This is a genomic window from Pseudomonas sp. HLS-6 TE3448, assembly GCF_053629555.1.
The window spans coordinates 4,394,217-4,405,794 of sequence record NZ_JBRJIO010000001.1; the positions used below are offsets into that span (position 1 = coordinate 4,394,217).

Consider the following 11,578-nt stretch of genomic DNA (forward strand, 5'->3'; position numbering starts at 1 on the left):
AACCATGGCCAACCCCTATGAAATGTTCAACGTGCGGGTAACCGCAGTAGAGCAAGCAACACCCCTGATCAAGCGCTTCACCCTGGCGCGCGACGATGGCGCAGCGATGCCGGCCTTCACCGGTGGTAGCCACATCATCGTACAAATGCAGGGTGCCGACGGCAGCCAGTTCAGCAATGCCTACTCGCTGATGAGCGACCCACGCGACACCCGCAGCTACCAGATCGGCGTACGCCTGGAAGAGCAGTCCAAGGGTGGATCGGCGTTCATGCATCAACAGGTCGAGGTCGGCAGTACCTTGACCATCTCCAGCCCGAACAACCTGTTCGCCCTGGACCCGACCGCAGGACGCCACGTGCTGATCGCTGGCGGTATCGGCATCACGCCGTTCCTGGCGCAACTGCATGAACTGGAAGGTGGCGACACCGACTACGAACTGCACTACGCCTTCCGCAGCCCGGAGCACGGCGCCTTCCAGGATGACCTCTCGAGCGGCCCCCATGCCGGGCGTACCCGGTTCTATATTGACAGCCTGGAGCGCAAGCTCGACCTGGCCGCACTCTGCGCAGGCCTGACGGACGATGCCCACCTCTATGTCTGCGGGCCCAAGCCACTGATCGATGCGGTGATCGCCACTGCCGCCAAGGCCGGCATCGCCGAGCGACGCGTACATTGGGAGCAATTTGCCGCCACGCCGGCTACCGGCGCGGCATTCACCGTGGTGCTGGCCCGTTCCGGTCAGGAGTTGCTGGTGGAAGAAGGCATGACCATCCTGCAGGCCATCCAGAAGTCCAAGGCCGCCAACGTCGAGTGCCTGTGCCGGGAAGGCGTGTGCGGTACCTGCGAAACGCGGATCATCGACGGCGAGGCCGAACATTTCGACCAGTACCTGAGCGATGAAGAAAAAGCCGCCCAGCAGAGCCTGATGGTCTGTGTGTCGCGGGCCAAATCGGCACGCCTGGTGCTGGACCTGTAACACCGCCTCACCGACAAGCCAGCCCCCAACCCTGTGGTACAGGGGTGCTGGCTTGTCGGCGCTGCAAGCACCACCTGACGACTGACACGGGCGCACACCGTCAACCTCAAGTTGACAGCTTAGGTATACTGCAGGCTCTGTACCTGACCAGGACACCCCTGCGCATGATGGAAAACAGCTTCGCGTTTCGCCTGAAAGAATTGCTTGAGCACCACAAACTCACCTTGCAGGCGGTGGGTACGGCATTGGGCATTTCGCGTACGGCGGTACACAAATGGACCCGTGGCGGCGAAATCGATTACGACAACCTGCGCAAGCTGGCAGCCTTCCTCAAGGTCAACTGGATCTGGCTGCGTTATGGCGAAGACGCGCTGCAGGATGTGCAGACTACCCAGGTGGTCGAACTGCCGATGACCGATCTGCGTCGCCGCTATACCGCCGAGATCATGGAAAGCGAAACCCGCATGAAGCTGGCCCAGGAAGGCGCCCGCATCGTGACCTGGGAATGGAACCTGATCAGCGATGAAGTCACCTATTCACCTAACGTCGAAGCGGTCTACGGCTGGCAAGTCAACCGTAACGAGGACTTCTGGGTTCACCTGCCCGAAGAGGATGTCCTCAACATGCAGGCCATGTACGCCCAGGCCGTGGCTGAAGGCACTGGCTGCGAGTGTGACTTCCGCATCTACCAACCCGACGGCGAACTGCGTTGGATCTCTTCGCGTGCCACGGTGGTCCGCGACAGCGCCGGGCGTTCGATCAGGATGGTCGGCATCAGCATGGACACCACGGACCGCAAGGTGGCTGAAGAAGCATTGCGCAACAGTGAAGAACGCTTTCGGGCGATCTTCGAGCTGGCCTGGGGCGCCCTCGCCTACATTGATCTGGACGGCACCTGGAAGCGGGTCAACAGCAGTTTCTGCGAGCTGTTGGGCTACCGCGCCGAAGCACTCTATGGCATGACCTTCCAGCAACTCACCCACCCTGACGACCTGGCGACCAACCTGACCCTGCTGCAGCGTCTGTTGGCCGGCGAAATCGACCGCTATGTCGTGGAAAAGCGCGTGCGCCATCACGACGGGCATTATGTCTGGGTACGGGCGCGTACCGCCCTGCAACGCTGCCAGAACGGTGAGCCGGAACAACTGATCAGTGTGTACGAGGACATCAGTGCCCAGCGCGAAGAGCAGGCGCGCCTGCAGGCACGCATTGCCGACCTGGAAGCCAAGCTGGCGGCCACACACTAAACGCGTTCAGAGGCAGGTGGCCAAGGCGGCCATGCGACGCTGGGCAACCGCGTCTGGCTTCACCGCGTAGTAGTTGACGCGAGAGGCCGCCCCTTGGCTCTGGATGTCTGCAAACGACTCCGCACCGCGGGTGTAGACGGTAAAGCCGCCCTGCTTGCCGGGTTCCAGGTAACCACTGGCATCGACACCGAACACGGCTTCGTCCTGCCAGGAAAACTGAATGCACTGGGCAACGACGTCCGCCGACTTGGCCGATGAAAACGTTTTGCCCGGTGTCTTGCTTCGTGCTTCATCCATCGTCGAGGACGCACAGCCCGCCAACAACGCTGCGGCAACAACCGCGATGACTACCCGCATGGTCCATCCTCTTTGAGAAAACGCGACTGTATCACTGCGCGGGGCTGATGAGCGTGCCTGCCCGTGAAAACCTCCAGCCGGGCCTGTACATGCGTCACCGATAGAGCGTGTCGATGGCGCCATCGACAAGGTCAATTAGTCTTACATTTAGTAAGGCAATAGACTGCGGCGCAAGCGCGCACTCAGCCCTGCGCAGAATGGGCACCGGCGCACCCTCTGATTTCCAGCCTGTAAACCGAAGACCACCATCGACATGTTGCTGTCGGGCCTGGCCCCGACGCGCAATGCCTGACGTCGTCTGTATAAGGAGATAACCATGGGTCTTGGCAGAAGACAGTTCTTCAAGCTCTGTACCGTCGGCGCTGCCACCGCCACTTGTGCCACCCTCGGCTTCGCCCCCGGCGTAGCACAAGCGACCCAGTCGCGGCAGTACAAGCTGCTGCGCGCCAAGGAAACCCGCAACAACTGCACCTACTGCTCGGTGGGTTGCGGCATCCTCATGTACAGCCTGGGCGACGGCGCAAAGAATGCCAAGGCCCGCATTTTCCACATTGAAGGCGACCCGGACCATCCGGTCAGCCGTGGCTCGTTGTGCCCGAAAGGGGCCGGGCTGGTGGACTACATCCACAGCGAACAACGCCTGCTCTACCCCGAATACCGGGCACCGGGCTCGGACAAATGGCAGCGCATCACCTGGGAACACGCCATCGAGCGCATCGCCCGCTTGATGAAGGACGACCGCGACGCCAACTTCATCGAGAAAAATGCCAAGGGCACCACGGTCAACCGCTGGCTGAGTACCGGCATGCTCTGCTCCTCGGCCGCCAGCAGCGAAACCGGCTCACTCGATCAACGCTTCACCCGCGCCCTGGGCATACTTGGTACCGACAGCCAGGCGCGGGTCTGCCACGCCCCGACCGTGTCAGCCCTGGCGCCGACCTTTGGCCGTGGCGCGATGACCAACAACTGGGTCGACATCAAGAACGCCAACGTGGTGCTGATCATGGGTGGCAACCCTGCCGAAGCGCACCCGGTAGGCTTCAAGTGGGTGATCGAGGCGAAGATCCGCAATGGCGCCAAGGTCATCGTGGTCGACCCACGGTTCAACCGCAGTGCCTCGGTAGCGGACATCTATTCGCCGATCCGCGCGGGCTCCGACGTGACCTTCCTGATGGGCGTGGTCAACTACCTGATCAGCCACGACAAGATCCAGCATGAATACGTACGTGCCTACACCAACGCCAGCCTGATCGTCCGCGAGGACTACCACTTCGACGATGGCCTGTTCAGTGGTTACGACGCGCAGAAGCGAGCCTACGACCGCAGTTCGTGGACCTACGAACTGGACGCGCAAGGCTATGCCAAGCGCGACCTGACCCTGAGCCATCCACGGTGCGTGTGGAACCTGCTCAAGGCCCATGTCAGCCGCTACACCCCGGAGATGGTCACCACGGTTTGCGGCACACCGAAAGACGATTTCCTGAAGATCTGCGCGATCCTGGGTGAAACCAGCGCCCCGGACAAGACCGCGACCTTCCTCTACGCCCTGGGCTGGACCCACCACACCAACGGCGCGCAGATGATCCGTGGCTCGGGCATGATCCAGTTGCTGCTGGGCAACATCGGCATGGCCGGTGGCGGGGTCAACGCCTTGCGCGGGCACTCCAACATCCAGGGCTACACCGACCTGGGCCTGCTTTCGCTGCGCTTGCCGGGTTACATGAACCTGCCGTCCGACGCGCAAACCGACCTTGAAACCTACCTCAAGCAGATCACCCCGACGGCGCTGCTGCCTGATCAGGTCAACTACTACAAGCACACCCCGAAGTTCTTCGTCAGCCTGATGAAAAGCCTTTGGGGTGACAAGGCGACCCGGGAAAACAGCTGGGGCTTTGACTGGTTGCCGAAGTGGGACGACAGCTACGACGTGCTCAACTTCAGCAACCGCATGTATGAAGGCAAGGTCAACGGCTACATCGCCCAAGGCTTCAACCCGGTCGCGGCGTTCCCGGACAAGAACAAGGCCCAGGCTGCCCTGGCCAAGCTCAAGTTCCTGGTGATCATCGACCCGCTGGCCACCGAAACCTCAAGCTTCTGGCAGAACCACGGCGAACAGCATGACGTCGATACCGCCGCGATCCAGACCGAGGTGTTCCGCCTGCCCTCGTCCTGCTTCGCCGAAGAAGACGGCTCCATCGTCAACTCCGGGCGCTGGTTGCAATGGCACTGGGCGGGTGCCGCACCGCCCGGGGAAGCCTGGCACGACGGCAAGATCCTCGGCCACCTGTTCCTCAAGATCCGCGAGCTGTACGAGAAGGAAGGCGGCGCCAACCCGGCGCCGATCCTTAACATGGCCTGGGATTATGCCGACCCGCTGGACCCGAAACCTGAAGAAGTGGCGAAGGAGTCCAACGGTCGCGCCCTGACCGACCTGCACGATGACCAGGGCAATCTGATCCTGCGCAAGGGCCAGCTGCTCAACGACTTCTCGCAACTACGCGACGACGGCAGCACCAGTTGCTTCAACTGGATCTTCGCCGGTTCATGGACCGAGCAAGGCAACCAGATGGCACGGCGCGACAATGCCGACAGTGGCCTGGGCTGCACGCCGGGCTGGGCCTGGGCGTGGCCGCAGAACCGCCGCATCCTCTATAACCGTGCTTCGGCCGACCCGCAGGGCAACCCTTGGGATGCCAAGCGCAAACTGATCGGTTGGGACGGCACGCGCTGGAGCGGTGTCGACGTACCGGACTTTGCCGTCACCGCCGCACCGGGCAGCAATACCAACCCCTTCATCATGCTGCCAGAAGGCCTTGGCCGGCTGTTCTCGGTCGGTGCCATGAACGACGGGCCATTCCCGGAACACTACGAGCCAACCGAAAGCCCGCTGGCGAAGAACCCGCTGCACCCCAACGTCACCTATAGCCCGACGGCACGGCTGTACGAAAGCGACCGCCTGCGCATGGGCACCCGTGAGGAGTTCCCGTATGTGGCGACCACCTACTCGATCACCGAGCTGTTCCGTCACTGGACCAAGCACTCACGGCTGAACGCCATCGTCCAGCCCGAGCAGTTCATCGAGATCGGTGAAAAACTGGCCAGCGACAAGGGCATCGTTCAGGGCGACACGGTCAAGGTCAGCACCAAGCGCGGCTACATCAAGGCCAAGGCCGTGGTGACCAAGCGTATCCGCCGCCTGACCATCGACGGCCAGGACGTCGACACCATCGGCATCCCCTGCCACTGGGGCTACGAAGGCAGCACACGCAAGGGATTCCTGGCCAACACCCTGACCCCGGGTGTCGGCGAGTCGAATACCCATACGCCGGAATACAAGGCGTTTCTCGTGAATATTGAAAAGGTGTAACGGAGCGAACCCATGTCCATGCAATCCCAAGACATCGTCAGGCGCTCCGCCACCAACGCCTTGACCCCGGCGCCACATACCCGCGATCACCAGGCCGAAGTGGCCAAGCTGATCGACGTCAGTATCTGCATCGGCTGCAAGGCCTGCCAGGTCGCGTGCAACGAATGGAACGACCTGCGTGACGAGGTGGGTCACAACGTCGGCGTCTACGACAACCCGGCCGACCTCTCGGCTGAAACCTGGACGCTGATGCGCTTCGACGAAGTAGAAGACGAGAGCGGCAAGCTGGAGTGGCTGATCCGCAAGGACGGCTGCATGCACTGCGCCGACCCGGGCTGCCTGAAGGCCTGCCCGCAGCCGGGGGCAATCATCCAGTACGCCAACGGCATCGTCGACTTCCAATCCGAGCACTGTATCGGCTGCGGCTATTGCATCGCCGGCTGCCCGTTCGATGTGCCGCGCATCAGCCAGAAAGACAACAAAGCCTACAAGTGCACGCTTTGCGTCGACCGTGTTTCGGTCGGCCAGGAGCCGGCCTGCGTCAAGACCTGCCCGACGGGCGCGATCAACTTCGGCAGCAAGCAGGACATGCAGCACCTGGCCAGCGAGCGGGTGGTCGAGTTGCAGGGGCGCGGCTTCGCCGGGGCAGGCATCTATGACCCGCAAGGCGTCGGCGGCACCCATGTGATGTATGTGCTGCAACATGCCGACAAACCGCACCTGTACCACAAGCTGCCGACCGACCCGCGTATCAGCAGCGCCGTTCATGGCTGGAAGGGCTGGCTCAAGCCTGCTGCCGCAGTGGCGTTCTTCGCCACCCTGGCCGGCACCCTCTTCCACTACGTTGGCGTCGGGCCGAACGAGGTGGATGAACAGGACGAAACGCACGAAGAGGACACCCACGCATGAACAAGGACAAACTGATCCTGCGCACCCGTTTCATCGAGCGTGCCAGCCACTGGTTCATGGTCATCTGCTTCTTTGCCGTAGCGCTGTCGGGGCTGTCGTGGTTCTTCCCGTCGCTCAATGGCCTGAACGCGGTGTTTGGCACGCCGCAACTGGCGCGCATCCTGCACCCGTTCTTCGGGGTGGTGGTGTTCTTGCTGCTGATGTTCCTGTTCATCCGCTTCGTCAAATACAACCTGCCGGAGCGCGAGGACCTGACCTGGTTCAAGAACATCAAGCAGGTACTGGCCGGCAAGCATGAACCGGCGCTGCAGATCGGCAAGTACAACGCCGGCCAGAAAGTGCTGTTCTGGGGCATCATGGCCCTGATCACCCTGCTGTTGATCAGTGGCGTGGTGATCTGGCGACCGTACTTCGCGCCGCTGTTCTCGATCCCGATTATTCGCATCGGCCTGTTCGTCCATGCCCTGGCCGGCATCAGCCTGATCCTGCTGATCATCGGCCACGCCTACCTGGCGTTCTGGGTAAAAGGCTCGATCCGTGGCATGGTCACCGGTTATGTCTCGCATCGCTGGGCCAAGACCCACCACGATCGCTGGTACCGGCAGATCAGCAACAAGCAACCAGGGAGCGGTCGCAAGCAATGAGCAGCATTCAACTGACCCCGGTCGAGCCGCGCTCGCCGGGTATCACCGAGATCCCCGCCGTCCTGCTGCCAAGCCTCAAGCAACGCTATGCACCGCGTGCCGCGCGGCTGCGTCAGTTGGCTGAAGAGCATGTGATGGCCGATTACCTGAACTTCGCCGCCAACATCGTTGCAGCACAGCAACACCTGCTCGACACGCGGCCATTACCGGCGGCCTGCGTCGACGGTTTGGCCGAACGCTTGGGCCGCGCACAACCACCACTGGCCTATTCACGAGTACCCGCGTGCGCCTTACTGGCAAGACGTGCTGGAGCAGTTGCTCAATCAACTGACTGCCGCGGCAACGCCCACCGTAAATGCCGCCCTGGACGCGCTGCGCTCGCAAACACCTGCACAACGTGAGCAGCAAGCCAGCGCCCTGCTCGCAGGCGACTACACGGCAGTCGACAGCGGCCAGGCAGTATTCCTCTGGGCAGCCTTGTCGCTGTACTTCACCCAGTTGGCGGCGCACCTGCCCGCCTCTGCCAAGGCCCTGCCGGGTGAGGCGCGCCAGCATTGCCCGGTGTGCGCCAGCGCGCCGGTCGCCAGTGTGATCATGACCGGCGCCCAGGCCGGGCTGCGCTACCTGCAGTGCGGCCTGTGTGAAAGCCGTTGGCACATGGTGCGCCTGAAATGCAGCAACTGCGAAGCCACCGGCGCGCTCGACTACTGGTCGCTGGAGAATAAAGAGGCACCGATCAAGGCCGAGAGCTGTGACGACTGCCAGAGCTATCTCAAGGTGTTCTATCCAGAGCGTGACCGTGACCTGGAGCTGGTAGCCGATGACCTGGCCTCACTGGCGCTGGATGCGGAACTGGAACGCGAAGGGTTCGGACGCAGTGCGCTGAATCCTTTCCTGTTTCCTGGCTAGGCGCTACCTGCCTGGCCAATACCCCCTGCGACGTCAGCGTCGAAGGGGGTGTTTTCAGGCCTCAAAGCTGACGGCACATGGCGGCCCACTCATCCAGCATACCGGCCCGCACCACTGCCGCCGCCCCCGCTTCCTTACGGTACTCGGCCGCCATTTTGCTGACGCAATCATCACTGCCAGCGGCACGAGCGGTCGGCCGCGCGACGACTTTGACGCCGTCCTTGTAAGTGGACTCTTCCACCAGCGTGCCTTGGGCATTCCACTGCTTGACCGCGCCATTGAGCTGACCGTTGGCCCATTCGGCTGAAACCGATGGCTTGCCGCTGTCGGGGTAGAACTCTTCATGCAAGCCGACCTTTGCCCCGTCGGCATAGGTGCCGCGATAAATCAATTGGCCCTGCTCGGTAAAGCGCTGCATCTGACCGTTGTACTTCCCTGCAACCGCACCAGCAGACAGGACCCGCTTGCCGGTCTTGGCACTGAAACTCTCAATCGTGCCCTGGGTCTGGTTATCCTTGTACTCGGCGCGGTACAGCGGCTTGCCGGTCTCGGGATGGAGCACTTCCAGTTCACCGTCGAGCAGGCCGCCCTTCAGATGGCCTTTGGCAAGCGTGCGCTTACCGTCATGGCTGAAGACGGTGGTCTCACCCTCGAAGGTGCCGCCGGCATAGCGGGCCTGATAACGCACCAGTGTGGATCGTGGGGTAAAACAGGTCACCGGCCCGTCGAGCCGACCTTCGTCGACCGTGATGGTGCACAGCAGGTTCTGCCCGAGCAAACCATCGGTGGTATTCCCGATCAGGTTCAACAGCCGGTTCAGTGTGTCGAGCAGGTCGTTATGCCCGACCTGAAAGGCCAGCAAGCGCTCAGGAAAGTTGGTGACTTCACCGGTCAACGGCTGGTTGGCACCCTTTTCGTAGACGGCGCCGTTGACGATTTCGGTATTGCGAAACTCGATGCTTTTGCCGCAACCCGCCAGCAAGACGGAACCGGCCACCAGCAGGGAAGCCGCTATTTTCTTGAACATGTGTTCCCCACGTGCAGATGATCAGCCAGCCAATCGATCATCATTTGCCGCTTAAGTTCCATGGAGCGACCTGCACGGGGGACGCACCGGCTCGGCGAGCCGGATCAATAGACCAAGGTCTTACTGCCGGGCTGCACGGCTGTGGTAGAAATACAGGTAAGCCAGCCCGAGCGGTGCAATGAACAAGGCAAGGTTCCAGCACATCAGCATGGTCATCAGTTTGAGCATCAACATCAGCAGCGCATTCACGAAAAACACGTTGTTGCCAAAGATGTAGCCGATCACGCTTTCATAGACAAACCTGGCGTAGGGGTACAGCAAGCTGTTGATCACACACAACAGCACCAGGCCGAAGGTGATGCCTTTGGGGGTGTTGCTGATAGCCGCAAACAGAATTGCCGGAAAGATCAGGCCGAACAGGAAGTTGCGCAGGTAGTATTGCGTGGATAGACCACCAAAGGTCTTGACCAGTAGCGGATGCATGTTAGATCCCTCTAAACGTATAAATGGCCGCGCAGTCTAGCAAAAGTGCCTTGTAATCTGCGCGGCACGATCATCCGCAAGGCTCACTCAGGGGGACCAATGCTGCCCGATTCAAACAATGCCAGCGCCCGCACCGTTCATTCCGCGAAGTTACGCGGCCGTGTGGGCCTGTACTTTGTTGCCGGCCTGTCGGTACTCGCGGGGATGACCGACGCCATCGGCTTCATGGCCACCGGCGACTTCGTCTCCTTCATGAGTGGCAACACTACCCGCCTCGCCGTTTCACTGGGCGAACAGCAGTTTGGCCCGGCCCTGCGTATCGTGTTGCTGATCGCAGCCTTTGTGCTGGGGAATGCCTTGGGTGTCATCGCCGCCCGCCTTAGCGGTCGTCGGCCATGGCCATTGCTGCTGACTATTGCCACTCTGCTCTGCATCACCGCCCTTCTGCCCACGTCCCTGCAACTGCTGGCACTGGTCATCGCAGTGGTTGCCATGGGCCTGGTGAACACTGTGGTGGAGGAAGTGAACGGCCTGCCCATCGGCCTGACCTACGTCACAGGGGCATTGTCGCGCTTCGGCCGCGGCCTGGGCCGCACGTTGCTCGGTGAGCGTCGGCACGGCTGGCGTGTGCAGTTGGTGCCCTGGACCGGCATGTTCGTCGGTGCCGTTATCGGTGCCCTGCTGGAAACGACTTTTGGCCTGGGCGCCATGCTGTTCAGCGCGCTCCTGACACTCAGCCTCGGCCTGATCTCGTTGAAGATCCCTCGACGCTGGCAACTGCGCTACATGCCACGCTGAGGCCAAAGCTGAGGCGCCGCTGCCCGACAGCTCATGGCCTTAAGCTATGCTTAAGCTCCCCCGATTACCGTCTGCGGCGAACCCATCCTCAATCGCGCAAAACTAGGGAATCGTTATGACGCGGAACAACAATGAACAGCGCTATGGTCGCCTCACCATTGCCCTGCACTGGCTGATGCTGGTGTTGATGGTTGGCGTGTACGCCTGTATAGAACTCAAAGGCAACTTCCCCAAGGGCAGCGAGCCTCGTGAACTGCTCAAACAATGGCACTTCATGCTGGGCCTGGGCATCTTCGCCCTGGTGTGGATACGCCTGCTCAGCCGCCTGATTGCCCCCACGCCGAAAATCACCCCGACACCACCGCAATGGCAGACGGCACTGTCCCATCTCATGCACTTGGCCTTGTATGCATTGATGATCGGCGCACCGCTGGCCGGCTGGCTGGTGTTGAGCGCTGCTGGTAAACCCATCCCGTTCTTCGGCCTGGAATTACCCCCACTGATTGGCAAGAACCCTGAGCTGGCAGGTGAAATCAAGGAGTGGCACGAACTGGCCGGCTCGGCGGGTTACTGGCTGATCGGCTTGCATGCCGTGGCTGGTTTGTTCCACCACTACGTCAACCGCGACAACACCCTCAAGCGCATGCTGCCGGAGCAGGTTCGCCTGAAGTAATACTCGATCGAGCCCTGGCGCCGTACGTGTAACGCGGGCGCCAGGACATTCCTGCCATCGGGCCATCCACCCGATAGACACACACCGAATACCTCCCGCCTGAAACGCCTGCCGAAAAATGCACGCCCAAGTGCAGCCATTTCGCCTTAAAGATTGCCTGGAACGCGCCGATACAGGCTGCAATTCCC

At 61.5% G+C, this 11,578-nt stretch carries 12 protein-coding genes; 9 read left to right on the plus strand and 3 right to left on the minus strand.

Translation table 11 applies throughout. The features are described from left to right. Positions 1-4: 4 nt before the first annotated feature. Together AB7M23_RS20040 and AB7M23_RS20045 are read left to right on the plus strand one after the other, a co-directional pair. Positions 5-976, plus strand: coding sequence for a PDR/VanB family oxidoreductase (locus tag AB7M23_RS20040; protein ID WP_454241813.1), 972 nt, complete (start codon positions 5-7; stop codon positions 974-976). Between the two features lie 164 nt (positions 977-1,140). Further along, the gene (locus AB7M23_RS20045; RefSeq protein WP_454241814.1) at positions 1,141-2,223 is read left to right on the plus strand and encodes a PAS domain S-box protein; all 1,083 of its coding nucleotides are present in this window, start codon (positions 1,141-1,143) and stop codon (positions 2,221-2,223) included. A gap of 6 nt (positions 2,224-2,229) precedes the next feature. Here the strand turns inward: AB7M23_RS20045 and AB7M23_RS20050 are convergent, their stop codons facing one another. After that, positions 2,230-2,580 (minus strand): hypothetical protein, encoded by a 351-nt coding sequence (locus tag AB7M23_RS20050; RefSeq protein ID WP_102051924.1) that lies wholly within the window; start codon positions 2,578-2,580, stop codon positions 2,230-2,232. A 316-nt stretch (positions 2,581-2,896) separates the two neighbouring features. Between AB7M23_RS20050 and fdnG the strand changes: the two genes are divergently transcribed. From fdnG to fdhE (AB7M23_RS20075), 5 genes are read left to right on the plus strand one after another with little or no spacing between them, the layout of a single operon-like run. After that, positions 2,897-5,947 (plus strand): formate dehydrogenase-N subunit alpha, encoded by a 3,051-nt coding sequence (gene fdnG / locus AB7M23_RS20055; protein ID WP_454241815.1) that lies wholly within the window; start codon positions 2,897-2,899, stop codon positions 5,945-5,947. Between the two features lie 18 nt (positions 5,948-5,965). Further along, positions 5,966-6,856, plus strand: coding sequence for a formate dehydrogenase subunit beta (gene fdxH / locus AB7M23_RS20060; RefSeq protein ID WP_330523413.1), 891 nt, complete (start codon positions 5,966-5,968; stop codon positions 6,854-6,856). Then, positions 6,853-7,500 carry a formate dehydrogenase subunit gamma gene (locus AB7M23_RS20065; RefSeq protein ID WP_065758622.1) on the plus strand — a complete coding sequence of 216 codons (648 nt, stop codon included), beginning with the start codon at positions 6,853-6,855 and terminating at the stop codon, positions 7,498-7,500. Before fdxH ends, AB7M23_RS20065 begins: the two co-directional genes overlap by 4 nt. Further along, positions 7,497-7,901 (plus strand): formate dehydrogenase accessory protein FdhE domain-containing protein, encoded by a 405-nt coding sequence (fdhE, locus tag AB7M23_RS20070; protein WP_454241816.1) that lies wholly within the window; start codon positions 7,497-7,499, stop codon positions 7,899-7,901. The genes AB7M23_RS20065 and fdhE (AB7M23_RS20070) overlap by 4 nt, the downstream gene beginning before the upstream one ends. Then, entirely contained in the window at positions 7,816-8,409 is a 594-nt protein-coding gene (gene fdhE, locus AB7M23_RS20075; protein WP_454241817.1) for a formate dehydrogenase accessory protein FdhE, read from the plus strand. The genes fdhE (AB7M23_RS20070) and fdhE (AB7M23_RS20075) overlap by 86 nt, the downstream gene beginning before the upstream one ends. A 61-nt stretch (positions 8,410-8,470) precedes the next feature. Here fdhE (AB7M23_RS20075) and AB7M23_RS20080 read toward each other — a convergent pair whose 3' ends face one another. Together AB7M23_RS20080 and AB7M23_RS20085 are read right to left on the minus strand one after the other, a co-directional pair. Beyond that, a complete protein-coding gene (locus tag AB7M23_RS20080; protein ID WP_454241818.1) occupies positions 8,471-9,436 on the minus strand; it encodes a toxin-antitoxin system YwqK family antitoxin in 966 nt (321 codons plus the stop codon). A gap of 120 nt (positions 9,437-9,556) precedes the next feature. Then, the gene (locus tag AB7M23_RS20085; protein WP_454241819.1) at positions 9,557-9,919 is read right to left on the minus strand and encodes a hypothetical protein; all 363 of its coding nucleotides are present in this window, start codon (positions 9,917-9,919) and stop codon (positions 9,557-9,559) included. 99 nt (positions 9,920-10,018) lie between these two features. Between AB7M23_RS20085 and AB7M23_RS20090 the strand changes: the two genes are divergently transcribed. Continuing rightward, entirely contained in the window at positions 10,019-10,717 is a 699-nt protein-coding gene (locus tag AB7M23_RS20090) for a YoaK family protein (RefSeq protein WP_454241820.1), read from the plus strand. Between the two features lie 115 nt (positions 10,718-10,832). Then, positions 10,833-11,390, plus strand: a complete 558-nt coding sequence (locus tag AB7M23_RS20095; protein WP_454241821.1) for a cytochrome b — start codon at positions 10,833-10,835, stop codon at positions 11,388-11,390. The last annotated feature ends 188 nt before the right edge of the window (positions 11,391-11,578 follow it).